The organism is Frigoribacterium sp. UYMn621 (genome assembly GCF_040549525.1).
In the GTDB taxonomy this organism is placed as follows: domain Bacteria; phylum Actinomycetota; class Actinomycetes; order Actinomycetales; family Microbacteriaceae; genus Lacisediminihabitans.
This window is the reverse complement of sequence record NZ_JBEPTM010000003.1, coordinates 163,452-187,426: the sequence shown is the minus strand read 5'-3', so window position 1 is coordinate 187,426 and position 23,975 is coordinate 163,452. Positions and strand designations below refer to the sequence as shown.

The window sequence follows — 23,975 nt, the reverse complement described above, 5'->3', positions numbered from 1 at the left end:
TAGGCTAGGGGATGAGGGCGAGCTTGCCGCCCGGATGCCCGGCCGAGAGCAGCGTGAGGGCGTCGATCGCCTCGGAGAGCGGGAATGTCCTCGCCATCGGCACCACGAGCTTTCCCTCCCCGGCCAGCGCGATCAACTCCGCGCGCACGGCATCGCGATAGGAGGCGCTCGCCGGAATCGCACCCATGATCACCCGGATGCCGTCACCCTCTGCCCGCTGCATGGCGGCGATCGTGACGATCCTGCCGCGGTCCGTGACAAGGGCGAGCGAGACATCCACCGCCTCATCAGTGCCGACGGTGTCGAGCGCGGCGGCGATGCCCTCGGGGGCCAGGCGCCGGACACGCTCTTCGAGACCCTCGCCGTAGGCGACCGGCTCGGCGCCGAACCGCTCGAGCACCGGGAAGCTGCCCTCACTGGCCGTGCCAATCACGCGTGCCCCGAGCAGTCTCGCCAGCTGGATCACACTGACCCCCACCGCGCCGGATGCGCCGTGCACCAGCATGGTGTCGCCGGCGGTGACTCCGGTGACGTGCAACATCTCGGAGGCGGTGGTGGCCGCAAGCAACAGGTTCGCCGCTTCCGGGAATCCCAGCGAGGGGGGTTTCGCGAACACGTTCCTCGCGTCGACGGTGATTGCGGTGGCGTATCCGCCCTGCACCCGGAACGCGATCACCTCGTCGCCCACAGCGCCGCCACCGGACGCGAGGGTGGTGTCCGGGCCGATCGCGCTGATGACCCCCGCCACCTCGTACCCGACCGCGATCGGCAGGAGCGAGCGATCGGAACCGCGCGCGATGTGCTTGAAGTCGGCGGGATTCATGCCGGCAGCACGCACCGAGATCGTCACCTGCCCGGGTGCGGGAGGGGCGACCTCCACCCCGTCGAGGCGGAAGACATCGAGCCCCCCGAAGTCTGTTGCGACCCAGTGCTGGTCCACGGCTACGCCTCCCTCGCGTCAGGGTTGGGAAAACATCAGGTTAGCGCCGTCGCGAGGAGTCAGTCCGCGAGAGGCCCCAATCCATCGTCGCCAGCGCAAGATCAGAGCGTGGGGCTAGCGGATCCTCGTGCGGGATCGATCGCGAGCGAGAAGCCTCGCACCCTCGCGGATTCCGAGGAAGATGACGGCGGCCGTGCCGACGAAGGCCCAGTCGACCGCTCCGAGGGGTGCCGTGCCGAAGAAGCCAGCGACCAGCGGCACGTACAGGATGACGCCCATGATGCCGATGGCGAGCGCTATGGCAAGCCAGAAGGTGCGGTTGGAGAACTGGTAGCGCGTGAAGAATCCGTGGATACTGCGGCGCTGGATGATGCTCACGAGCTGGCAGACCATGATCGTCGCGTAACTGATGGACATGGCCGGTGCGAGGACGGCCGACGGCACCGAGCCGACGAACGGGTCGACCCCGCTGCGCTGGTAGAAGAGCAGGTAGTTCACGATCGAGAAACCTCCGATGAGCGCTCCACACCACGCGAGGTCCCAGAGCGACCGGCCATTGAGGATGCGTGCGCGCGGGTCTCGCGGGGCCTCCTTCATCGTCTCGCCCTCCTCCGGATCCCGCCCGAGAGCGGCGATCGGAAAGATCTCGCCCAAGAGGTCGATGGCCAGGATCTGCAGCACGTTGAGCGCGAGGGGCACACCGTAGAGGGAGGTGAGACCGAGGCTCACGGAGTTGACGACGAACTCCGCGACGTTGGAGGTGAGGCAGCTGAGCACGCCCTTGCTGATGTTGCGGTAGATGGTGCGCCCCTGGCGGACGGCACCGACCAGGGTCGCAAAACTGTCGTCGAGCAGCACGATCTCGGCCGCCTGCTTCGCCACATCCGTTCCCGACTCCCCCATCGCGACGCCGATGTTCGCATGGCGCAGCGCGGGGGCGTCGTTGATCCCGTCCCCGGTGACCGCCACGATGTACCCCGAGTCCTTCACGAGGTCGACGATGAGCACCTTGTCTTCCGGAGCGACCCGACTGAATACCGTTCCCCCGCGCAGGGCGTGGGCGAGGACCTCGGCGTCGGGCATCGTCGCGAGTTCGGTGCCGGTCACGATGACGAGTCCGTCGTCCCCGACGAGACCGGCCTGCCGGGCGATCGCGGCGGCGGTGAGGGAGAAATCGCCAGTGACGATGTTGACCTTCACGCCGGCGGCGAGCACAGCAGTCATAGCGTCCGGCACGGTAGTGCGGATCGGATCGATCATGGACACCAGGCCGAGCATCGTGAGATCTTTCTCGATCACCGCGAGCTCGGCGCTCGCGGCTTCGACAGCCGTGATCGACCGCCGGGCGAACGCCAGGTTGCGCAGAGCTCGACCCGCCTTCTCGGTGTGGAGCGCGAGAAGAGCGGCACTATCCTCCGCGGTGATGGGTCGTATCCGCGTGCCGTCGTCGATCGTCGAACACCGGGAGAGGATGCTCTCCGGTGCGCCCTTCACCCAGGCCGTGACCGCGCCCCCGGCGTCACGGCGCATCGAGGTCATCAGTTTGCGCGTCGAGTCGAAGGGCAGTTCGCCGATCTCGACGGTGCCGGCGAGCAGGGCCGCGCGGTCCATGCCGGCCTTGTCTGCTGCCACGAGCAGCGCCCCCTCGGTCGGATCGCCCACCACGTGCCAGTGCCGGACGTCGTCGCCCGGTGGCACCAGCCGCGCGTTGCTCGCGAGCACCCCAACGGCGAGGAAGTCGCGCAACCGGTGATCCGCATCCGCTGTCTCCGGCTCTATCCGTCCGGTCGGGTCGTACCCGATCCCGGTGACGCTATAGGGCATCGTCCCGATCACGATTTCGGTCACCGTCATCTCGTTCCGGGTGAGCGTACCCGTTTTATCGGTGCAGATCACATGGGTCGCTCCGAGCGTCTCCACGGAGCTGAGACGCTTCACCAGGGCGTTCCGTTTGGCGAGAGCGCCCGCCGCGGACGCGAGGGCGGTGTTCACTTCTGCCGGAAGACCCTGGGGAATGAGGGCACAGGCGAATCCGACGGCGAAGAGCATGGCCTCCTTGATCGGAAGGTCGGCCCGCACGGCGATCACCAGCACGACTATCGAGACGGCGCCGACCCCGAAGCTCACGTACTTGGCGATGTTGGAGGTCTCGAGCTGCAGCGGGCTCCGGGTGGTCGGAGCCGACTGGCTCAGTCGGGCGATCCGACCCAGTTCGGTCTGCAGCCCCGTGGCGACGACCACGGCGAAGGCCTGGCCGGTGGCCACCGTCGTTCCCGCGAACGCCATGTTGTGACGATCGGCCACCGGCACTTCGTGCGGGATCCGATTCGCGTTCTTACGGGTCGGATCGCTCTCTCCGGTGAGGGCGAACTCGTTCGTCGAGAACGCGGTCGCCTCGATCAGTCGCACGTCCGCGGGCACGGACACGCCTTCCGCGAGGCGCACGACGTCCCCGACCACGAGGCTCTTCGACTCAATCTCCGCGAGTTCACCGTCGCGGTAGGCCTCGCTGGTGGGTGCGACGAGCCTCTCCAGCGCCTCCATCGTCTTTTCCGCGCGATACTCCTGCACGAATCCGATCAGCGTGTTGAGCGCGACGAGCCCCACGAGCACGGCCGCAGTTCCGAGGTCACCGAGCACCCCGGTGATGGCGGCGCTCGTCAACAGCAACACGATCATCCAGTCGGCGAACTGGCGCAGGTAGTGTCGGAGTCCCGATTCCTTCGTGAGCTCGACGATGACGTTGCTGCCGAACCGCAACCGGTGAGAAGCCACCTCTTCGGTACTGAGCCCGGTCGGCCTGGTCTCGAACTCGCCGATGACCGCGTCGACGGTGTCGAGATAGGCGCCCGCTGAGACTGTCATCTCGTCGGTCGCGCTGCGCTGGCCTTCGACGATTCCATGGGGTCAGCCTAGGCGCGCCGCGGACCGCCGGCGGGTGGCCCGCAGGTCGAGCAGGCCGAGGGCCAGGGCCGCGAGGGAGAATACGACGGCGGCCATGACCCCGGCGACGAATGCCGTCGCGAAGTCCTGCGGATGCGCGGCCGGCGTGCCCGTCGCCGTGGACGCCGCACCGCCGGCGACGACAGCGAAGAACACCGCCCCGATCGCGGCCTGCCCGATCGCCGCACCGACTCTCTGGGAGGTCTGGAGAACACCGCCGGCCGATCCTCCGATCCGCCTGTCGACATCCGCAAGGGAGAGGGTCTGATTGGGCGTGATCACTGCGCCTCCGCCGACCCCGATGAGGAAGAGCGGAAAGGCCAGGCGCAGGATGATCGCACCGGGATCCGTGAGCGCGGGAGCGGCCGCCACCACGATCGCGATCCAGGCCGCGCCGACGATGAACAGGCTGACGCCGACAACCACCAGCGGACGACCGATGCGAGGCACCAGTCGGCCAGCGATCGGGGCCGACACGGCGGAACCGACGGCGAGCGAGGTGACAGCGAGCGCCGCCTGGAGCGGCTCGAACCCGGTCCCCTGCTGAAGGTAGAGCGTGAGCACCAGTGGGAGACCGGTGGAACCGCAGAAATACAACAGGATGAAGGTGACCCCGATGGTGAAGGACGGCTGGCGGAAGAGACGCAGATCGAGCAACGGAGAGGCCTCTGCCGAGGTGAGCCGGGCCTCGCGTCGGAGGAACAGGGCGGCGAAGGCGGCCCCGGGGAGGAGCAGCAGGAAGATCCATCCCGAGCGGAAGGTGCTGAATTCCACGATCGGGAAGAGTACGCAGAGGATGGCGATCCCGAGCAGAATCGCGCCGGGCACATCCAGGCTCTGGCGCCGGGTCGATGAGGGCTTTCGTGCCTCTGTCACCCAGGCGAGGGCGAGCACGATGGCCGTGATCCCGATCGGCAGGTTGATGAAGAAGACGAGCCGCCAGCCGAACTCCGGGCCGCCGAGGGCGATGAGCAGCCCACCGACGACGGGGCCGAGTGCGGTGGCCACCGCGAGGGCGAGCCCCAGTCGCCCGAATGCGCGACCCCGCTCCGCCCGGGGAAAGGCGTTCTGGATGTATCCCGACACCTGGGGACCGAGCACGCCCCCGAAGAGCCCCTGGACGACGCGGGCCACGATGATGAACACCGGATCGGGGGAAAGACCCACAGCGGCGCTCGAGACGACGAATCCGACGAGACCGACGATGAAGATGCGGCGACGGCCCCCGATGTCACCGAGTCGGCCCCCGATGATCGGCATGAGGCCGAAGGCCAAGACGTAGCCGGTGACGATCCACTGCAGCTCCGACGGGCTGGAGCCGGTGGAGCGCCCGATCGACGGAAGGGCGACATTGGTGACGCTGACATCGAGCAGCGCGGCAAATTGGCCGAGAAGCAGTACCCAGAGCCCGCGCCAGCGACGGGGATCGGGGGACGTCTCGCTGGCACTCGCCCGTGCATCCGTCATCCAGTGCTCCTCCTCACCTCCAGTAGATCAGACTCGAGTGGGCGCGCGGTCTGGCCACGGCGCGGATGCGCGCCTAACATGTGGGCTACGAGACTGGTGCCCACCGAACCGAGAGGCGCCGCATGCCTGAAGCCACCGACACCCGTGTAGCCGTCTACATCGATTTCGACAACATCGTCGTCTCGAGATACAACCAGCTCCATGGTGCACGCCGATTCAGCACCGACGGCGCGCGCAACTTCGGACCCGACAGCGCCACTGTCGCCGGCGCCGCCGGGGTCATCGGCACCAGGCTCCGTGAGGCGACCGTCGACTTCGGCGCGGTGCTCGACTACGCCTCCTCGTTCGGGCCCATCGTGATCAGTCGCGCCTACGCAGACTGGTCGGCCAAGGCGAACGCCAGCTACCAGAAGCAGCTCATCGACCGGGCAGTGGACCTCACCCAGCTCTTTCCCACAACCCAGGCGATGAAGAACGGTGCCGACATCCGCCTCGCCGTCGACGTTGTCGAAGACCTCTTCCGTCTCGACGATCTCACCCACGTGGTTATCGTCGCCGGAGACTCCGACTACATCGCTCTCGCCCAGCGCTGCAAGCGGCTCGGTCGCTACGTCGTCGGCATCGGCGTCGCCGGTGCCACCAGCCGATCCCTGGTGGCCGCCTGCGATGAGTTCCAGGACTACGACGACCTGCCCGGTCTGGTGAGTGCCGGCGAGGACGACACCGTCGCGATGGCCGATCCGCCAGCAGAGGTTGCCGTGACGGCATCCGAGCCTCCGCCGAAAGCGCCGCGAAAACAGCCCGCTGCCGATCGGCCGAAGTCGCTGGTGACCGATGACGACGCGCCAATCAAGCTCTCCCCGCGCGCGGCCACGAACCTCATGATGCGGGCACTCCGGCTGGGGATCGCCAAGAGCGACAGCGAGTGGATGCCGAGCTCAGAGGTCAAGAAACAGATGCGGCGCATGGACCCCGCGTTCAGCGAGTCGGCCCTGGGATACAAGAGCTTCACCGACTTCGTGAAGTCCCGCAGCGGCCAGGTGGAGATGGATGACGGCGGGGCGAACAACTCCCGTCGCATCAGACTGAGGGCAGCGGCCTCTCCGACCGGCTGACCGCTTCGGGGCTGCGGGCACGGCAGAATGGTGCCATGACGATCCCCCGCAGCACCCCGGAGGCCGAGGGCATGGCCTCGTCCGCCATCCTCGACTTCATCCGCGCCGCCGACGCGGGCCTCGACAGCCTGCACAGCATGATGATCGTGCGGCACGGTCGGGTGATCGCCGAGGGGTGGTGGGCGCCCTATTCGGCGGGGCATCCGCACATGATGTTCTCGGTGAGCAAGAGCTTCACCGCGATGGCCGTCGGGCTCACGATCAGCGAAGGGCTCCTGTCCCTCGACGACCGCGTCGTCGACCTGCTGCCCGATGATCTCCCGACCGAGATCGACGCGCGCCTCGGTGCCCTGACCGTGCGCCACCTGCTCACGATGACGACCGGCCACGCCGTCGACACCGTCTCGCTCGCGGACAGCACCCACGGTGACAACTGGGCTCGCGCGATCCTCGCTCAGCCTCTCGAGTTCGAGCCGGGCACGCACTACCTCTACAACAGTGGCGCGACGCACGTGCTCTCGGCGATCGTGCAGCGCCTCACCGCACAGCGCCTGCTCGACTATCTCGGCCCACGCCTCTTCGAGCCGCTCGGAATCACGGATGCCACCTGGGAGAGCTCCCCTCAGGGCATCGACGCCGGAGGGTGGGGGCTCAGCATCACGACCGAACAGCTGGCCACCTTCGGTCAGCTCCTGCTGCAGCGGGGGCAGTGGAACGGCAGACAACTCGTGCCCGCCGAGTGGATCGATGAAGCCACCTCCCTTCAGGTGGTCACCGCTGCGGCCGATCATGATCTCGACGGCCGCCAGGGGTACGGCTTCCAGTTCTGGCGCAACCGGTTGGCCGGGTATCGGGCGGACGGCGCGTTCGGACAGTTCTGCCTGGTGCTTCCCGAGCAGGATTCCGTCGTGGTGCTCACCTCCGCCCTGCCGGTCGCGCAGCTCGCCCTCGACCTCGTGTGGGAGCACCTGCTCCCGGCCTTCGGCGACTCGGCGCTTCCTCCGGCGGACAGCCCGCTGGACGGGGTGCTCGCAGATCTCAGTATCCCGACCGTGGCCGGGGACGCCACGAGCGCAACGGCGGAGCTGGTCGCCGGAGTGCGGTTCTCCTTCGACCACCCCACCGTCTCGGCGGTGACGGTGGAGCCGGGACGACTCATCGTCGACGAGCACGGCGCGATCACCGAGCTCGCCTTCGAACACGGCCGGTGGCTGGGTTCCGCCGATTCTCGGGTGTGGGCCAGCGGCGCCTGGGTCTCCCCTGACACCCTCGTCGTTAGGGCGCTCGATGTCGTGACCCCGTATTCGCGCACCGTCACCCTGGCCTTCGCGAGCGACGCCGTGACCCTCGATATCGCGCAGAATGTGGCCTTCGGGGACCTGCCGCATACTCACGCGGTGTCATCGCCGCGCCGCTGAGTCGCACACTTCGGTCGGCGGGGCACCCGCAAGGCGACCCGATGGTCTGGGGCGAAAGATGACGCGGCCGTTCCGACGGCCCGACCCTACGAGAGCGTGAGCCGCGGCACATCCGGCGGATCGAAGCCCATCACCTGGCCGTAGAACGAGAGCTCGCTCTCCGTGGCATCGACGATCGTCTCCGCTCGCCGGAACCCATGGGATTCACCCTCGTAGGCCAGGTAGGCGTGCGGGAGCCCCTGCGCGGCCAGCTGGTCACGAAAGAGCTCCGACTGGGCCGGTGGCACGATCTCGTCATCGAGTCCCTGCAGCAACAACACCGGTGTTGTCAGGTCATTGACGTGGGTGATGGGCGATCGCTGCGCGTAGAGGGCGGATGCTTCCGGCAGCGGGCCCACCAGGCCATCCGTATAGCGGGACTCGAAGTCGTGGGTCTCGGCGGCGAGGGTGGCGAGGTCGGATACGCCGTAGTACGAGGCTCCGGCCGCGAAGACAGAGGATCGGGTGAGCGCCGCGAGCACCGTGAACCCGCCGGCCGATCCCCCGCGAATCGCGAGGCGACTGGCGTCGGCGAGACCGGCATCCGCGAGCCCGCGCACCGCGGCGATGACGTCTTCCACGTCGACGACGCCCCACTGGCCGCGAAGCCGGTTGCGGTATTCACGGCCGTAGCCGGTGGACCCGCCGTAGTTCACGTCGATGATTCCGATTCCTCGACTGGTGAAGAAGCTGTAGATGGGCGAGTACCCACCGGAGCTGTGGCCCGTGGGACCGCCGTGGACCACGGCGATGTACGGCGGTCTCTCGCCTGCCGGAGCGTCATAGTCGCCGTTGCGCGGCGGATAGACGAAGCTGTGGACATCGCGCGCACCGAGGAAGGTCCTCGCCTCCGCGATCGGCACGTATGCCGCATCCGGCATGCTTTCCACGTCCCAGCGAAGATCGGTGAGGGAGCCGTCGTCGAGATCGAAGACGCGGAGACCACCGCTCTGTGCGGAGCTGCCTCCCGTGAGCAGCACGCGGCTGCCGCGACGCGGCCCGAGCCGGATACCTGTCAGCGACAGATCGACGGCCTGCGAGGTGCCATCGGCCGGGTCGACGATCACGAGATCGTCCGATCCGAGAGTGCGTACCGCGAGGATCCGCCCATCGTCGAGCAGGTCGTAGAACCGGTTGCCGAGCTGCCAGAGCGGGCCGCCGAAGTCTGCCTCTTCCCGATGGAGTGAGGCCACCTCCCCGTGAAGGGTCACGGAATAGAGGTTCCACCAGCCGCTCCGGTCGCTCACCATCGTGAGCGTGGCATCGTCGATCCACTCCGGTTGCAGCACACTCTCGGTGGCCGAACCCGCGAGGGTGCTGACCGTTCCGCTCTCCAGTTCGGTCACGCGGAGTTCGGTGCCGTCCCACGGCATCTGGGGATGCTCCCATCCGATCCAGGCGAGCCTCGCGCCATCCGGCGAGAAACGCGGGAAGGCGAGAAAATGCGACCCGGATGCCAGAGAGCGGATGCCCTCGACAGCCCCGGTGCCCTCGACAGCCCCGGTGCCCTCGACGGCCCCGGTGCCGTCTAGCGGCACGGCCACGATGTCCCGGGTGACCGAGCCATCCGCGTGGATCTCGCGGACGGCGATCACTTCCGACCCCCGAATACTGATGTCACCGAAGCGGAAGCCGCGTCCCGCGGGCGTGAGCGGCACGGGAACCGAGCCGCCGTCATCCAGACGGTACAGCCGTTGGTCGCTGAATTCGGCAAAGACCAACGCCCGATCGGCGGTCACAGCCCAGGCCCCTCCCCCGTATTCGTGCACGCGGCTCCGGGCGTTCCACGGGGCGGGCAGCACGTCTCCCGCGGCATTCGCCACGACGTAGCGTCCGCCCTCCTCGGGTCGCCCCTCGCACCACCACGCCTGCTCGCCGACCCAGCATCCACCCTGCACCGGATGCCCACTCGCGGCGATGTCGCGGGCGGTGATCGGAGAGCGCCAGGTTCCGTAGGGCGAGGTGATGGTCATCGTCTCATTCTGCCCGTTGGCCGGTGGGCCAATTTCACCCTTCCGCGATCGATCCGGCGGGTCTAGCCTCAGACCGTGACGGCCGACCCGGATGCCTACAGAGAGCCCCTCGAGCGCGCCCATGCCCATGCCAGGGACTGGCTCGAATCCATCCCCACCCGACCGGTGCCTCCGCGGCTGACAGCCGACCAGGTGGCTGAGACCCTGATGCAGCCCCTCGCCGAGCACGGTCGCGATGCCGCAGACGTCGTCGATTCGCTCTCCGAGATCGTCGAGCCCGGCCTGATGGCGGTCCCCTCCGGTCGATTCTTCGGCTGGGTCATGGGCGGCACCCTCCCCTCGGCGATGGCGGCGGACTGGCTCGTGAGCGCCTGGGACCAGAACGCCGGGATGCGCTTCGCCACACCGGGTGTCGCCGCGATCGAGGAGGCAGCCGGGGCCGAAATCCTCGCCCTGCTCGGGCTCCCGTCCGGATCGGATGTCGGATTCACGACCGGAGGAACCACGGCGAACTTCGTGGGAATCGCGGCGGGGCGCCAGCAGGTGCTCGACCGGATCGGCTGGAATCTCTCGGCAGACGGGCTGAGTGGCGCCCCGCGGATCGCCGTCTTCGCCGGACGCGAGCGGCACGCCTCCGTCGATCTCGCCCTGCGCTACCTCGGGCTTGGACTGCCGATCGAGGTGGCTGCCGACCGCGAGGGGCGCATCATCCCCGCGGCTCTGGCCGAGTCGATGCGCGATGTCGACGGGCCGGCGATCGTCTGCCTCCAGGCCGGAAACCTCCACTCCGGCGCCTTCGACCCGATGCGCGAGTCGATCGAGATCGCCCATCACCATGGCGCGTGGGTGCACGTGGACGGCGCCTTCGGTCTCTGGGCTGCGGCAAGTCCGCTCTACCGAAAGCACCTCGACGGGCTCGAGATGGCGGATTCCTGGGCGACGGATGCGCACAAGACGCTCAACGTCCCCTACGACTGTGGAATCGCGGTCGTCGCCCATCCGGAAGCGGTGAGATCGGCCTTCGCGGTGCACACCAGCTATCTCATCAATGCCAGCGACGGACCGGGAGACCCCTTCGACAGGGTGCCGGAGCTGTCGCGCCGGGCGCGAGGAGTTCCCGTCTGGGCCGCCCTGCACGAGCTCGGACGCTCGGGGGTGATCGCGCTCGTGGAGCGTCTGGCCGCGAACGCCCGCACTCTCGCCGATGGACTCTCGTCTCTCCCCGGTGTCGAGGTGCTCAACGATGTCGTCTTCACGCAGGTGAGCCTCGCGTTCGGGGATGACGAGAACACCCGCCGGGTCACCCGGAACCTCATCGCCGATGGCGCGGTCTGGATGAGCGGATCGCGGTGGCAGGACCGCGACATCCTGCGCATCTCCGTGAGCAACTGGTCGACGGATGACGCGGACCTGGCCATCGCCATCGACGCGGTGCGACGGGCGATGGCCGGCTAGAGCCGGGCGCGGAACGGCCCGGCGGGCTTCGCCGAGCCCCGTCCGGCATCAGCTCATCGCGGGAGCGAGAGGCGGATCCGTTTCCCCGGCGCGCCAATAGCGGCGTCGCAGCAGCGCCCGTTCGCCGAGGGTCCAGGCGGTCGTCGCCGCGAGATAGATCGTCGCGGCGAGAGGAACGAATGCCGAGAAGACGATGGTGAGGAACGGCATCCAGCTCAGAACCCGGGCGATCGTGGCAGCCGATTCCGGCGCATCCGGATTCGGCAACACGAGCCGCAGTGCGACTCTCCGGGACAGCCACGCGACGCCGGCCATCATCGCGAAGAGCACGAGGTAGACGGCGATGCCGGCCGCCCCGGTCGTTGCGAGGTGCCCAAAGGTGGTGCCGAGCGGCACTCCGAACAGGCGCTCGGTGAGGAGCGCGTTCGGATGGCCGTCCACGGTGACGCGGATGAAGAGTGCATAGACGAGAGAGAGCACCGGCGCCTGGGCGAGGGCGGGCACGATGCCCGCGAATTGCGATGTGTTCTCGGCCTTGTACAGCGCCGCCGTCTTCTGTTGAAGCAGCAGCGGATCCTTCCGGTGTCGACGCTGCAGGGCGAGGATCTGCGGGTGAAGTCGACGGCGAGTACCCTCAGCCTTCACCTGCGAGACGCCCACCGGGATGAGCACCGTGCGCACGATCACGGTGAGCAGGATGATGGCGACGGTTGCGCTGGCCGCACCGGCGAGGGGAGAGACGAGCGCCGCGAGACCCTCGACGAGGGAATGGGCCAGGTCGAGAAGAGAGGCGATGGGGGCAAACGAAAAGAGGTCCACGATGAGAGTCCTTGCAGTCGAAACGGATGGGTGACCGAGTGTGGCCACGAGGCATCCGCTTGCGCGGGGCTCTGCTAGGTGGCCGGGATCGACTGCGAGGGTGCCCGAGTGCGCGGACGCCCGGGGGTGGTCGGATGCTGCGGGGCAGGCCTGCCGAAGGCGACGGAACGCCGCACCTGCGCTCGCGCGCCGACGGTCATCTCGGAGGAACCCACGAGCACGAGCGAGTAGCCGATGGCTGCCGCACCCGCCACCGTCACAGCGGCGATGCCGAGAACGGTGAGCGAACTGTGGCTGCCATCCGATAACGCGATGGACACGAGAAGAAGCGCCGCGAATCCGCCCGGAAGCACAGCCGCCAGGGCACTCAGAAGCCGTGTCGCGATTGCGACAGGCTGTGCCTTCGACGTGCTCATGGGGCAACCGTACCCCGCGGAGCAGCCACGGGCCATACTCCGGCGGGCGTACTCGCCCCGCCGTGAACGCACCGAAGGCCGGGTCCCACCGCAGCGGGACCCGGCCTTCGGGGTGATCGCGTTCTGGTTTCAGTCCGCCAGGATCAGGTAGAGGGCGCGGCGCGCCTCATCCAGCTTTTCGATGGCGGCAGCCCGCTGGGCGTCTGTTGCCGAGTGACGGAACTGCTGGGCGACGCCCATCAGCTTGCCGACGCTCTCGAAGAACGCTCCAGCCTGTTCGGAGCGACCGGGGGTCGCCTCCCAGGCCTTGGCGAAATCATCCGCATGCTCGCTGACGTAGGTCTTGCCGGCATCGGTGAGTTCGAATTCGGTCTTCCGACCGTCGCCGACGGAGACGATGAGGTCCTCGTCGACGAGCTGCTGCAGCGTGGGATAGACCGAGCCGGGGCTCGGGCGCCAGGCACCACTGGTCTTCTCCGCGATCGCCTTGATCAGGCCGTAGCCGTTGGACGGGCCCTCGGCCAGAAGGGAGAGGATGACCGAGCGTACATCGCCCTTGCCTGCCCTGCGAGGACCGCGTGGTCCGAACCCGGGCCCGCCGAAACCGGAGCCGAAGCCCGGTCCGCCGAAGCCGCCGAATCCGGGGCCACGACCGCGGCCTTCGCCGGAACCGGCGGACTCGTGATTGAACCGAAGCGGGTGGTGGTCGGAGTGATGGAAGCTTCTGTTGTGGATATCGTGATTGCGTTTCATGATCGCATGTCCTTTCGTTCGCCCAGCTACGTGATGCTTTGCTGAGCCATCGCAGAGTTTCTGCGATGGGTCAAAGATATATCGTTGACTATCGCGGTGCAAGTCCCTGTGCTGTTAATGAGCTGAGTTGTCAGTTCTCAAGCAAATCGAGACTTGTCTCAAGCAGATCGAGACTTTCGCCCTAGGTCCGGGCAGGAAAGCCTTGGATCTGCTGCGCTGGAAGGTGACAGCTGAGAGGACGTGAACGGCGGGCACCTGAAGCGTTCCCGGGCCGGACCATCACCGGGCGGCCCTCTCCACCATCGAGAGAGCCCGCTCTGGACCACTTTTCGCCCGGATCGGCGGCCCGTGAGCGGAACCTCTTACGCGACTTGGATGATAAAGTACAATAAGTTGTACGCCTAGAAGGGAATCTCATGCGCACAATGACCTACTCAGAGTCTCGAGCAAAATATGCCGCGACGCTGTCCGCTGTGGTCGACGACCGCGAGGAAGTCATCATCACTCGGGCGGGCCATGAGCCGGTGGTCATCGTCTCGCTAGATGATTACGAGTCATTGAAAGAAACCGCATACCTGCTGAAATCTCCGGCAAACGCCGCGCGGCTCCTTCGCTCAATAGAACGGCTCGAATCCGGTAAAGGTGTCGAGCACGACATCACAGAATGAAGTTGACCTGGGACGAGGATGCGTGGGCCGACTATGAATGGTGGCAGACGCAGGATCGAAAGGTCCTCAAGCGCATCAACATCCTGCTGCGAGATATCGCACGAAACGGAAACGAAGGCATCGGAAAGCCGGAGCCACTGAAGCACGGTTTTCACGGCTATTGGTCACGACGAATCACCGACGAACATCGCCTCGTTTACAAAGTCGACAGCGATGAGATTCGCATTGCCGGATGCCGCTATCACTACGGTCACTAGTACGTAGCGACTGTCCCGGAAGGGGAACGTCAAACGCGGCAAATCTCGAGTCGACCAGATCGACATCAGTCCCGATAGCGACTGCAGAAAATAGCGACTGCCCGGCGTCCGGTACCGCGAATACGGCGGGCTGTCAGCGCGTGGACGCGGAAGGGACTCTCAGGGGATCAGTCCTGAGGCACGTCGCAGGATGACCGATCAGTCACTCGGAGGTCGTCAAGACCGTGAGCACCGGCGGCCCTGCGAGCACAGTGCCCAGGTTCGATACCCCATCGCCCGCGCGCCAGGCGCGGTAGGCGGCATCGGCCTCGAGGGACTCCCACCGCTCGAGCACCACGATGTGCAGCGGGTTCGCCACGTCGACGAGCACTTCGACGCCCTGGTTGCCGGCAAACGCCCGCGTCGCAGCGAGCACCTCGTGGATCACGGAGTGCGCGACATCAGCCGACTCGGGGGCGATCGAGAGTTCGAGTGTTGCGGTGACGGTCATTTCAGGGGCTCCAGTCTGTTCGGGTCGGCTGCGGTATCGACCGCTACTGCTGCGCGCGCTCCAGCACGAGTTCGCGCACGCGGGCGGCATCCGCTGTGCCCTTCATCGCCTTCATCACCGCACCGATCACCGCGCCGGCAGCCTGCACCTTGCCGTCGCGGATCTTCTCGAGCACGTCGGGTTGGGCCGCGAGAGCCTCGTCGATCGCAGCGATGAGGGCACCGTCATCCGACACGACCTTGAGGCCCCGCGATTCAACGACAGCGGCAGGGGAACCCTCGCCCGCGATGACTCCTTCGAGCACCTGGCGCGCCAGCCGGTCGGTGAGTTCGCCGTTTTCGATGAGGGCGATCAGCTCGCTGACATGCAGTGACGAGACGAGGGACGACGCGTCCACGTCCGCGGCGTTCGCCAGCCGGGCGATTTCGCCGGTCCACCACTTGCGGGCCTGCGCTGCGGAAGCACCGGCGGCCGTGGTCTCCTCGATCTCGACGAGCAGACCGGAGTTCGCGACATCCTGGAACTCCAGGTCGGTGAAGCCCCAGGCCTCCTTGAGCCGACGACGACGGACCGCCGGTGCCTCGGGCAACGCGGCACGCAGTTCCTCGATCAGCTCGAGCGACGGCTCGACGGGAAGAAGGTCGGGCTCGGGAAAGTAGCGGTAATCGTCGGCGTCGCTCTTGGGCCGGCCGGCCGAGGTCACACCGGTGTCCTCGTGCCAATGCCGGGTCTCCTGGATGATCGTGCCACCGTCGGCGAGGATCGCCGCCTGGCGCTGGATCTCATAGCGGATGGCGCGCTCGACGCTTCGCAGGGAGTTGACATTCTTCGTTTCGGTGCGAGTGCCGAGCGTGCCGGATCCGCGCGGGGACAGCGAGATGTTCGCATCGCAACGCAGGTTGCCGCGCTCCATCTTCGCGTCGCTGATGCCCAGGGACCGCACGATGTCGCGGATGGTCGAGACGTAGGCCTTGGCGAGCTCCGGGGCATCCCGTTCTGCGCCGTAGATGATGTTGGTGACGATCTCGACCAGGGGCACGCCGGCGCGGTTGTAGTCGACGAGCGAGTACTCCGCACCCTGGATGCGCCCGGTGGCGCCACCGACGTGGGTGAGCTTGCCTGCATCCTCTTCCATGTGCGCGCGCTCGATGGGAATCTGGAAGGTACGGCCATCCTCGAGCTCAACCTCGACGCTTCCATCGAAGGCGATGGGCTCGTCGAACTGGCTGATCTGGTAGTTCTTCGCCAGGTCGGGGTAGAAGTAGTTCTTGCGCGCAAAGCGGCTGGAGGGGCGGATGCTGCAGCCCAGGGCCAGCCCGAGGCTGATCGAGTACTTCACCGCTTGCTCGTTGACCACCGGAAGGCTGCCCGGAAGTCCGAGGTCCACGGGCGTGACATTCGTGTTCGGCTCGCCACCGAAGAAGTTTGGCGCGTCGCTGAACATCTTGGTCTTCGTGTTCAGTTCGACGTGCACCTCGAAGCCGAGCACCGGCTCGAAGAGCTCGATCGCACGGTCGTAGTCCATCAGTTCAGCTTTAGCCACCAGACGATTCTACGGGCGTGGCGAGCGGAGGATCTTCGGATGGCGACGGCACGGCGATCGGCACGGCGATCGGCACGGCGATCGGCTCGGTGTTCGCGCCCGCTTCGAGCATCGTCGCTGCACCCCGCTTCTCGGCGCGGACGAAGGCGATGCCGGCCAGGATGAGCGCTCCCCCGATCAGCTGCAGCACCGTGAGGTCTTCCCCCAGCAGTATCCACGCGTAGAGCGCCGCCGCGATGACCTCGAGCAGGCCGGCGAAGGATGCCAGTCTGGAGCCGAGCATCTCGGTCGCAGTGATGCTGCTGGCGTAGGCGACGGCCGTGGCGAAGACGCCGACGACGAGCAGAGGCACCCACCAGCTCACCATCGTGCCGAGCAGACGCACGGTCGTGAACGTCGCCGTGAAGGGAACGAGACCGGTGAGGCCCGCGAGGCCGAGGACGAGCCCGCCGAGCACGAGTCCACCCGCCGCGAGCGCCACCGGCGGAAGACCGTCGCTCGGCCGCGCCGCGACCACGTAATAGATCGCGCACCCGACCGTCGCCAGCGTCGCGAAGCCAAGGCCCACGAGGTCGAAACCGCCTCCCCCACGCGGCGAGACCACGAGAACGAGGCCCGCCACGGCCACGACCGAGCCGATGAGCACGACGGCGGAGGGCATCCGCCGACTGGTCACCCAGACGAAGCCGACCAGCAGCAGTGGCGCCATGTATTCGATGAGTATCGCGGTGTTCACGGGAATCCGTTGCAGGGCGGCGAAATAGACCAGCTGGGTGCCGGCCACGCCGATGAGCCCCATCGCCACGATGCGCCACCGAGCGCGCCAGAGCGATGACCACCTGCCTCGGAGCGAGAGCAGGGCGAGCGGCGCGAGCACGAGTCCGCCGATGAGCGCCCTCGCCGTCACCGCGGCCGCGGGACTCCAACCCGCCTCCAGAAGGGGCTTGATGAAGGCGCCCGACATGCCGAAGGTCGCAGCGGCGATCACGGCGATGACCAGTCCGAGCGAGGTGGACGAAGGCTTCATTCTGCTGACGGTAGTCTGGTCAAAAGTAAGGAGTCAAATTGCTTTTTGCCCCTGACACCGTGGAGACACTCGAATTTGCCGTCGCCTTGGCGAACACTCATCCGCTTGCCTCCCGCAGCGGGTCGGACGAGCTCACCACGATCGATGATCTCGACGCGATTCTCGCCCGTTTCCGGTACTCCGGTCGCATCGATCACGACGAGGCGGAGCGTGCGCAGGTCGCGCTCACGCGGGAGCGATTGCGCAAGATCTGGCACCTCGGGCGAGACGGGGCCGTCACCGAGGTGAACGCGATGCTGGCGGAAGCGGACGCCCTCCCCCAGCTCACCCGGCACGACGACTCCGGGTGGCACTGGCACGCGACGGCGCCTGACGCGCCCCTGGCCGAGCGGATGCGCGTCGAGGTGGCGCTCGCCCTTGCCGATGTCATCCGCATGGACGCCATGGACCGGCTCCGCACCTGCGACGCACCGGACTGCTCCGGGGTGCTCGTCGACCTCTCCCGCAACGGGTCGAAACGGTACTGCAGCGTGCGCTGCGGCAACCGGATGAACATGGTCGCCTTCCGCGAGCGCGCCGCCGACGTGCTGCCGGCGGGCGATCAGATCGCCAACGAAGGCACCGGCGGCGCCGTTTCGCTGGGATATCGAGCCGATAAGCCCTGACCCCGCGGGTGCTGCCGCCGGGCACAGCTAGCGCGTGGCCAGCTCCGGTGCCTGGCTGATCAGCGTGCGACCCCAGCTGTCTTCGAGCAGGGCCTCGATGACGGCACCGTGCTCGTAGAGCCGGGCATCGGCGCGTGCCGGTGCCATGAGCTGGAGGCCGGTGGGCAATCCATCCTCCGGAGCAAGCCCCATCGGGAGACCCATACCCGGAATGCCCGCGAGGTTCGCCGGGATCGTCGTCACGTCGTTGAGATACATGGCAAGCGGATCGTCGATCTTTTCGCCGATCCTGAACGCGGTGGTCGGCGCTGCCGGGCTGATCAGGATGTCCGCCTTCTCGAAGGCAGCGGCGAAGTCGCGCTGGATGAGCGTGCGCACCTTCTGCGCGCTGCCGTAGTAGGCGTCGTAATAGCCCGCACTGAGCGCGTAGGTGCCGAGGATGATGCGACGCTTGACCTCCGGACCGAAACCGGCCTCACGGGTCGCGGCCATCACATCCTCGACCGTCCCTCCCCCCACAGGGTTCACTCGGAGTCCGAATCGCACAGAGTCGAACTTCGCGAGGTTGCTGGATGCCTCCGCCGGCAGGATGAGGTAGTAGGCGGCGACGGCGTACTCGAAGTTCGGTGCGCTCAGCTCGACGATCTCTGCTCCGTTGGAGGCGAGCAGATCGAGAGTCTCGTGGAAGCGCTGGCTGACCCCGGCCTGGAAGCCGGGTGCATCGAGCTCCTTCACCACACCGACACGCACACCGTTGAGGTTGCGCTTGAGTTGTCCGGCCTTCGCCGCCGCGGCAAAACTCGGCCATTCGTCCCGCAGGGAGGTGGAATCTCGTGGATCGTGACCACCGATCACGTCGTGCAACAACGCGGCGTCGAGAACCGTACGGGAGACGGGGCCCACCTGGTCGAGCGAGCTCGCGAGCGCGATCGCGCCATACCGGCTCACCCCGCCATAGGTGGGCTTGACCCCGACGGATCCCGTTACCGCTGCCGGTTGGCGAATCGAGCCACCCGTGTCAGAGCCGAGTGCGAGCGGTGCTTCGAATGCCGCTACCGCTGCCGCGCTTCCTCCGCCCGATCCGCCGGGAATGCGATCCAGGTCCCAGGGATTATGGGTCACGCCGTACGCCGAGAACTCGGTGGAGGATCCCATGGCGAATTCGTCCATGTTCGTCTTGCCGAGCGGTACGAGGAAGGCCTCGCGAAGCTTGCGCACCACGGTGGCGTCGTAGGGAGGGATCCAGCCCTCGAGTATCTTGCTTCCCGCGGTAGAGGGCATGTCCAGGGTACAGAGCACGTCCTTGATGGCGATCGGGATACCGGCGAGCGGCGGAAGCCGGTCACCGCTGCGGCGCAGCACATCGACACCCTCCGCGGTGTCGATAGCGTCCTTCGAGACATGGAGGAAGGCGTGCACATCGCCATCGACCGCGGCGATGCGATCGAGGTGCGCCCTGGTCACCTCGACGCTCGAGACCTCGCGCGCCTGGAGGAGTTCGCTGAGCGAGGCCGCGCTGAGGCGGGTGAGATCGGCGGTGCCGTCGACATGGGACATTACTGCTCCTCCCCCAGGATTGCAGAGACTTTGAATCGGCTTCCGTCATGCTCCGGAGCGCCGCTGAGCGCTTCCTCCTGCGAAAGCGTGTCGCCGATCACGTCGGGGCGGAACACATTGGTGAGTGGAATCGGATGACTCGTGGCCGGAACGTCCGCCGTTGCCACCTCGGAAACCTTCGCGATGGAGTCGATGATCACTCCCAGTTCGCCGGTGAGCTTCTCGATCTCGGCGGGTGTGAGCGCGATGCGGGCGAGGTTTGCGAGGTGAGCGACCTGATCGGTGGTGATACGGCCGTCGGGCTCAGCAGGATTTTCAGACATGGAACTCCGTGCGTTGGATCGCTTGGGGGGACACCCGATTCTATTCGCACGCGCGTGAGCGCCGATCCGATCCGGTTGTCGGGCGCCGCTCAGCGACTATCGGCGAGCGTGCGGCTCGCATCCTCCGGCGAGCCGGAGGAGACCAGCGCGCTCTGGTCGAGCCCGATCAGCGCAAGGTTACGCATCGCCGTGGTGCCGCTGTCGAAGTACCCGAGGTGGCCAACCGCGGCGGCGAGAGGCTTGTGCGTTATCGGATCGGTCTCGGCCGCGACATCCATCTTTTTCGCGCCGAAGCTGGGCGCGCCGGGGTCGCTGCCGTAGAAGGCGGTGTTCACGATCGGGTCCCAGGCCGCTTCGCCGACGAAGACGTTGCCCTTGGTCACCGCCAGGGCCGACGCCGACTGAGCGGCAGACCCGGGGGACCCGATGATGGCGAGCGCATCGACGGACATGCCGCCCTGCGCGAGTTCCATCATCGCGGCGGTGGATCCGTAAGAGTGTGTCACCAGGCTGACAAACGGTGGGCTGTCCGCTCGTGCCGCGTGGAGTCCCTGGATGGCGTGGCCGAGAAAGCTGGCGCCGCTCTGCGCTCGATCGAGCGAGGCGATGTCGAGCACCCCCGGTGTCTGGTAACCGATCCAGGCCACCGTGGCTGCGGTCTTGCCGGCGAGCGCCGGGTTGGTGGTCGACAGCGTCTTCAACCACCCGGACTGCTGCGCCTGCAGGTCTTGCGCGATCACGGTCCAGTCGTACATCTGCCCCTGCACGGTGAAGAACATGCCGGGCACGAGATAGCTCACGTAGTCCGCGGTGCTGAGGTCTCCAACCACCACGGCTGCTCGCACCTCGCCAGTCGTATCGAGGGTGAGAAGCTGTCGTTTCGGTTCGCCGGTCGTGCGCTGCAGGGTCTTCTTCACCTGCTCCAGGATGTCGAGGTGGTGGCGCTTCTCGACGAGCTTCGCACGCCCCGCCCCAGAGGCGATCGATGATTCGAGCTGGGCGACGGATCGGCTGAGGGTGAGGCGGTTGGCCCGGTCGCGCACCGCGAAAGGCAAGCCGTCCAGATTGCCGACCACCTCGGGCGCTTTCGTCGAGAGGGTTCTCTGTCCCGAGCTCGGCAGGGATCCCCACCAGGCCGCAATCGAACTGGCTCGCGGCGGACTCACCAGCAGTCTCTGCACCGCCGAGGGGTTGCGGGAGACGAAGGCCGCGACATCGGAACCGGACAGCACCGTCAGTCGGTCGAGGGTCTCACTTCCACTGCTGCGGGGAAGAAGCGTCGGATCGACGGGCGTCGACGATACGCCCGCTTGCGTCACATCCGAAGGCTGCGGGCTGCCGTAGGAGAGCATGCCCGCGCCAGAGCCGACCGGGGCGAAGAGCCCTCCGAACAGCGATTGATCCTGCGTCGACGGATCGACCGACTCCACGATCGCCGAGATCTGGCGGCTGATTTCGTGTACGCCGAACGCCTCTGCCACCCCACCGAGCGCGCCGGAGGGCGAGAGGACTGCTGCGACGTCAAACAGCAAAAGGTATGTATCCAATCGTTGAATCCGGCATTCGGGGGAACACCGTGAGCAACGGGAATCTGTTTCTACCCCCAATAGTAGGGTCGAATATGCCTCTGACCTAGGTTTTTACTGGGCGGCACCAGATAGTCACGCGGTGTTTACACGCGAGACTAGCTCGAGAATCAGCTGTTAAGCGCGTCTGGGCCCGATTCGAGGAGTAGGGCGAACTGTGCCGCATCGATGATGCGAAGACCGAGTTCCTCAGCTTTTGTCAATTTCGAGCCTGCTCCTGGGCCCGCTGCAACGAAGTCCGTCTTCTTCGAGACGCTCGACGCGGCCTTGCCACCGGCCGCGATGATCGCTTCGAGAGCCCCCTCCCGCGTGAACCCCTCCAGGCTCCCGGTCGCGACGACGGTGATGCCGGAGAGTGGGCCTCCGGCGGCGATCGCCGCGCCAGGGCCGGCGTGACCGGGAATGCTCAACCGCACGCCGGCATCCGCCCACCGGTCGATGATCTCGACATGCCAATCGATGGAGAACCAGTCGATCAGGGAGTCGGCGATGATGCCGCCCACTCCGTCCACCGCCGCGAGCTCCTCGCGGCTCGCCGCCCGGATCGCCGCGATGGAACCGAAATAGGCGGCAAGTGCACGAGCGGCCACCGGTCCGACATGGCGGATGCTCAGCGCCACGAGGATGCGCCACAGGTCCTTGGTCTTCGCGAGTTCCAACTCGGACAGCAACTTCTCGGCGGCCGACGATGGCACGTATTCCTCGTCGCCGGCGAAATCGTTCGCACCGGAATCGAAAGCGGGGTCGGCCCCTCTCCCGGTTTTCTTGCGTCTCTTGCGATAGGGCGTCTCGGTGCGCTCCGATCCGTCGGGATCGAGTTTGACGAGCCCGGTCTCGTGGTCCCGCACACGCACGGTGATCGGAAAGATGTCGCGGAGCGTGAGGGAGAACAGACCGGCCTCGGTGACCAGCGGCGGATCGACGGGCACATCGGGCTGGGTCAAAGCGGAGGCACCCACCTCCCCGAGGCCTTCGATATCGAGCGCACCCCGGCTGCCGACATGCTCGACGCGACCGCGAACCTGGGCGGGGCAACTGCGGGCGTTGGGGCACCGGAGGTCGACGTCTCCCTCCTTCGCCGGTGCGAGCAGGGTTCCGCACTCCGGGCAGTTCGTCGGCATCACGAATTCCCGCTCGGTACCGTCTCGAAGTTCGACGACCGGGCCGAGCACTTCGGGAATCACATCGCCGGCCTTGCGCAGCACCACGGTGTCACCGATGAGCACCCCCTTGGCCTTGACGACATCCTGGTTGTGGAGGGTGGCCTGGCGCACCTCGCTGCCCGCCACCCGCACCTTCTCCATGACGGCGAAGGGGGTGACCCGGCCGGTGCGCCCGACGCTCACCACGATGTCCAGGAGCTTGGTATTGACCTGCTCCGGCGGATATTTGTACGCGATCGCCCATCGGGGAGCCCGGCTCGTCGCACCGAGCTCCTCGTGAAGCTCGAGTTCATCGACTTTGATCACGATGCCGTCGATCTCGTGCTCGACGCTGCCGCGGTGTTCACCGAAAAACTCGATGAACTCCGCAGCATCCGACGCGGACTTCACCACCCGGAAGTGCGTGCTGGTCGGCAGACCCCACTCCGCGAGCAGGCCGTAGGTGGCCGATTGGGAGTCAACGGGCGGATTCGCCCACGCACCGATGCCGTGCACGAGCATGCTCAGCCGACCGAGCCGCTTCTGCATCCGCTCGAGCTGCACGGCGGTCTTGTTCTCTGCGACCTGGCGAAGACTGCCGGATGCCGCGTTTCGCGCGTTCGCGAACACCCGCTCCCCCGCGGCGACCTGATCGGCGTTGAGCTGATCGAAGATCTCGGACTCGAAGAAGACCTCGCCGCGCACCTCGACCACCGGCGGATGCCCGGTGCCGGTGAGCTTCGTCGGTATCACCTTCACGAACGCGATGTTCTCGGTCACGTCTTCGCCGACCACTCCGTCGCCGCGCGTCGCCGCCGTCACGAGCACGCCGTTTTCGTAGCGGAGGTTGATGGCGAGCCCGTCGATCTTGAGCTCGCACAGATAGTCGATGTGCCGGCCGGCGTTGCGCTCGACCTTCGCGGCCCACTCGGCGAATTCCTCGAGAGAGAACACGTTGTCGAGGCTCAGCATCCGCTCGGCGTGCCGCACCGGGGCGAAGAGCGTCGAATCGGCGCGACCCCCGACGGTCTGGGTCGGAGAGTCCTGGCTCTGCAGCTCGGGGAAGAGTCGCTCCAGCTCCTCGAGCCGATGCAGCATCCGGTCGTAGTCCTCGTCGGCCACGAGGACTTCGTCGCGCTCGTAGTAGGCGTCGCGCAGCTCCAGCACGCGCGTCGTCAGCTCTCCGGCCTCCTCCCCGGCCTGTTCGAGGGTGAGGTCTTCCGCGGTCTCTTTCTCCAGGTTCGCCACCGCTTCAGCTTAGGTTCGACCGCCGACCTCCCGCACTCCCGGTGCCGCCGCCTGCCCGAGCCCGCGGCATCCGTCCCCCGAGTGCTGCGCATCATCATTCAGGAAAGTGTGGGGCGGATGATGCGGGAGAC

20 protein-coding genes are annotated in these 23,975 nt (G+C 66.9%); 6 read left to right on the top strand and 14 right to left on the bottom strand.

Annotated features, from left to right (window positions below):
• Nucleotides 1-4: 4 nt before the first annotated feature.
• The 3 genes from ABIB54_RS07175 to ABIB54_RS07165 all read right to left on the bottom strand — a co-directional run bounded on the left by ABIB54_RS07175 (nucleotide 5) and on the right by ABIB54_RS07165 (nucleotide 5,350).
• Complete coding sequence (locus ABIB54_RS07175) at nucleotides 5-940, bottom strand: NADP-dependent oxidoreductase (protein ID WP_354574830.1); 936 nt, start codon at nucleotides 938-940, stop codon at nucleotides 5-7.
• 114 nt (nucleotides 941-1,054) lie between these two features.
• The gene (locus ABIB54_RS07170) at nucleotides 1,055-3,805 is read right to left on the bottom strand and encodes a cation-translocating P-type ATPase (RefSeq protein ID WP_354574829.1); all 2,751 of its coding nucleotides are present in this window, start codon (nucleotides 3,803-3,805) and stop codon (nucleotides 1,055-1,057) included.
• A 42-nt stretch (nucleotides 3,806-3,847) separates the two neighbouring features.
• A complete protein-coding gene (locus ABIB54_RS07165) occupies nucleotides 3,848-5,350 on the bottom strand; it encodes an MFS transporter (RefSeq protein WP_354574828.1) in 1,503 nt (500 codons plus the stop codon).
• 122 nt (nucleotides 5,351-5,472) lie between these two features.
• On the opposite strand from ABIB54_RS07165, the gene ABIB54_RS07160 reads away from it, so the two are divergent.
• A complete protein-coding gene (locus tag ABIB54_RS07160) occupies nucleotides 5,473-6,465 on the top strand; it encodes an NYN domain-containing protein (RefSeq protein WP_354574827.1) in 993 nt (330 codons plus the stop codon).
• Nucleotides 6,466-6,500: 35 nt separating this feature from the next.
• A complete protein-coding gene (locus tag ABIB54_RS07155; protein WP_354574826.1) occupies nucleotides 6,501-7,883 on the top strand; it encodes a serine hydrolase domain-containing protein in 1,383 nt (460 codons plus the stop codon).
• A gap of 86 nt (nucleotides 7,884-7,969) precedes the next feature.
• Here ABIB54_RS07155 and ABIB54_RS07150 read toward each other — a convergent pair whose 3' ends face one another.
• The gene (locus ABIB54_RS07150; RefSeq protein WP_354574825.1) at nucleotides 7,970-9,895 is read right to left on the bottom strand and encodes a prolyl oligopeptidase family serine peptidase; all 1,926 of its coding nucleotides are present in this window, start codon (nucleotides 9,893-9,895) and stop codon (nucleotides 7,970-7,972) included.
• 75 nt (nucleotides 9,896-9,970) lie between these two features.
• Between ABIB54_RS07150 and ABIB54_RS07145 the strand changes: the two genes are divergently transcribed.
• Nucleotides 9,971-11,350, top strand: a complete 1,380-nt coding sequence (locus ABIB54_RS07145) for a pyridoxal phosphate-dependent decarboxylase family protein (RefSeq protein WP_354574824.1) — start codon at nucleotides 9,971-9,973, stop codon at nucleotides 11,348-11,350.
• A gap of 48 nt (nucleotides 11,351-11,398) precedes the next feature.
• On the opposite strand, the gene ABIB54_RS07140 is transcribed toward ABIB54_RS07145, so the two are convergent.
• The 3 genes from ABIB54_RS07140 to ABIB54_RS07130 form a co-directional block, all read right to left on the bottom strand.
• Nucleotides 11,399-12,169, bottom strand: a complete 771-nt coding sequence (locus ABIB54_RS07140; RefSeq protein ID WP_354574823.1) for a YidC/Oxa1 family membrane protein insertase — start codon at nucleotides 12,167-12,169, stop codon at nucleotides 11,399-11,401.
• A 74-nt stretch (nucleotides 12,170-12,243) separates the two neighbouring features.
• A complete protein-coding gene (locus tag ABIB54_RS07135) occupies nucleotides 12,244-12,585 on the bottom strand; it encodes a hypothetical protein (RefSeq protein ID WP_354574822.1) in 342 nt (113 codons plus the stop codon).
• Between the two features lie 129 nt (nucleotides 12,586-12,714).
• Nucleotides 12,715-13,338, bottom strand: coding sequence for a PadR family transcriptional regulator (locus ABIB54_RS07130; protein WP_354574821.1), 624 nt, complete (start codon nucleotides 13,336-13,338; stop codon nucleotides 12,715-12,717).
• Between the two features lie 416 nt (nucleotides 13,339-13,754).
• Here ABIB54_RS07130 and ABIB54_RS07125 point away from each other — a divergent pair, with 416 nt between their 5' ends.
• Entirely contained in the window at nucleotides 13,755-14,006 is a 252-nt protein-coding gene (locus ABIB54_RS07125) for a type II toxin-antitoxin system Phd/YefM family antitoxin (protein ID WP_354574820.1), read from the top strand.
• On the top strand, nucleotides 14,003-14,263 hold the full coding sequence (locus ABIB54_RS07120; RefSeq protein WP_354574819.1) for a Txe/YoeB family addiction module toxin: 261 nt from the start codon (nucleotides 14,003-14,005) through the stop codon (nucleotides 14,261-14,263). Before ABIB54_RS07125 ends, ABIB54_RS07120 begins: the two co-directional genes overlap by 4 nt.
• Nucleotides 14,264-14,465: 202 nt before the next feature.
• On the opposite strand, the gene ABIB54_RS07115 is transcribed toward ABIB54_RS07120, so the two are convergent.
• The 3 genes from ABIB54_RS07115 to ABIB54_RS07105 are packed head-to-tail and all read right to left on the bottom strand — an operon-like array spanning nucleotide 14,466 to nucleotide 17,323.
• Entirely contained in the window at nucleotides 14,466-14,753 is a 288-nt protein-coding gene (locus ABIB54_RS07115) for a putative quinol monooxygenase (RefSeq protein ID WP_354574818.1), read from the bottom strand.
• Nucleotides 14,754-14,796: 43 nt separating this feature from the next.
• A complete protein-coding gene (gene gatB, locus ABIB54_RS07110; protein WP_354574817.1) occupies nucleotides 14,797-16,296 on the bottom strand; it encodes an Asp-tRNA(Asn)/Glu-tRNA(Gln) amidotransferase subunit GatB in 1,500 nt (499 codons plus the stop codon).
• The gene (locus tag ABIB54_RS07105; protein WP_354574816.1) at nucleotides 16,289-17,323 is read right to left on the bottom strand and encodes an EamA family transporter; all 1,035 of its coding nucleotides are present in this window, start codon (nucleotides 17,321-17,323) and stop codon (nucleotides 16,289-16,291) included. Before ABIB54_RS07105 ends, gatB begins: the two co-directional genes overlap by 8 nt.
• 38 nt (nucleotides 17,324-17,361) lie before the next feature.
• Between ABIB54_RS07105 and ABIB54_RS07100 the strand changes: the two genes are divergently transcribed.
• A complete protein-coding gene (locus ABIB54_RS07100) occupies nucleotides 17,362-17,988 on the top strand; it encodes a CGNR zinc finger domain-containing protein (protein ID WP_354574815.1) in 627 nt (208 codons plus the stop codon).
• 27 nt (nucleotides 17,989-18,015) lie between these two features.
• Here ABIB54_RS07100 and gatA read toward each other — a convergent pair whose 3' ends face one another.
• The 4 genes from gatA to ligA all read right to left on the bottom strand — a co-directional run bounded on the left by gatA (nucleotide 18,016) and on the right by ligA (nucleotide 23,844).
• Nucleotides 18,016-19,545 (bottom strand): Asp-tRNA(Asn)/Glu-tRNA(Gln) amidotransferase subunit GatA, encoded by a 1,530-nt coding sequence (gatA, locus tag ABIB54_RS07095; RefSeq protein WP_354574814.1) that lies wholly within the window; start codon nucleotides 19,543-19,545, stop codon nucleotides 18,016-18,018.
• Nucleotides 19,545-19,868 (bottom strand): Asp-tRNA(Asn)/Glu-tRNA(Gln) amidotransferase subunit GatC, encoded by a 324-nt coding sequence (gene gatC / locus ABIB54_RS07090; RefSeq protein ID WP_354574813.1) that lies wholly within the window; start codon nucleotides 19,866-19,868, stop codon nucleotides 19,545-19,547. Before gatC ends, gatA begins: the two co-directional genes overlap by 1 nt.
• 89 nt (nucleotides 19,869-19,957) lie before the next feature.
• Nucleotides 19,958-21,415 carry an alpha/beta hydrolase gene (locus ABIB54_RS07085; RefSeq protein ID WP_354574812.1) on the bottom strand — a complete coding sequence of 486 codons (1,458 nt, stop codon included), beginning with the start codon at nucleotides 21,413-21,415 and terminating at the stop codon, nucleotides 19,958-19,960.
• Nucleotides 21,416-21,564: 149 nt separating this feature from the next.
• Complete coding sequence (ligA, locus tag ABIB54_RS07080; protein WP_502917095.1) at nucleotides 21,565-23,844, bottom strand: NAD-dependent DNA ligase LigA; 2,280 nt, start codon at nucleotides 23,842-23,844, stop codon at nucleotides 21,565-21,567.
• Between the last annotated feature and the right edge of the window lie 131 nt (nucleotides 23,845-23,975).

Coding starts and splice junctions, on each gene's coding strand:
- ABIB54_RS07170 (WP_354574829.1), bottom strand. CDS start 3,805: ATGACAGTCTCAGCGGGCGCCTATCTCGACACCGTCGACGCGGTCATC.
- ABIB54_RS07165 (WP_354574828.1), bottom strand. CDS start 5,350: ATGACGGATGCACGGGCGAGTGCCAGCGAGACGTCCCCCGATCCCCGT.
- ABIB54_RS07160 (WP_354574827.1), top strand. CDS start 5,473: ATGCCTGAAGCCACCGACACCCGTGTAGCCGTCTACATCGATTTCGAC.
- ABIB54_RS07155 (WP_354574826.1), top strand. CDS start 6,501: ATGACGATCCCCCGCAGCACCCCGGAGGCCGAGGGCATGGCCTCGTCC.
- ABIB54_RS07150 (WP_354574825.1), bottom strand. CDS start 9,895: ATGACCATCACCTCGCCCTACGGAACCTGGCGCTCTCCGATCACCGCC.
- ABIB54_RS07135 (WP_354574822.1), bottom strand. CDS start 12,585: ATGAGCACGTCGAAGGCACAGCCTGTCGCAATCGCGACACGGCTTCTG.
- ABIB54_RS07130 (WP_354574821.1), bottom strand. CDS start 13,338: ATGAAACGCAATCACGATATCCACAACAGAAGCTTCCATCACTCCGAC.
- ABIB54_RS07125 (WP_354574820.1), top strand. CDS start 13,755: ATGCGCACAATGACCTACTCAGAGTCTCGAGCAAAATATGCCGCGACG.
- ABIB54_RS07120 (WP_354574819.1), top strand. CDS start 14,003: ATGAAGTTGACCTGGGACGAGGATGCGTGGGCCGACTATGAATGGTGG.
- ABIB54_RS07115 (WP_354574818.1), bottom strand. CDS start 14,753: ATGACCGTCACCGCAACACTCGAACTCTCGATCGCCCCCGAGTCGGCT.
- ABIB54_RS07105 (WP_354574816.1), bottom strand. CDS start 17,323: ATGAAGCCTTCGTCCACCTCGCTCGGACTGGTCATCGCCGTGATCGCC.
- gatA (WP_354574814.1), bottom strand. CDS start 19,545: ATGTCCCATGTCGACGGCACCGCCGATCTCACCCGCCTCAGCGCGGCC.
- gatC (WP_354574813.1), bottom strand. CDS start 19,868: ATGTCTGAAAATCCTGCTGAGCCCGACGGCCGTATCACCACCGATCAG.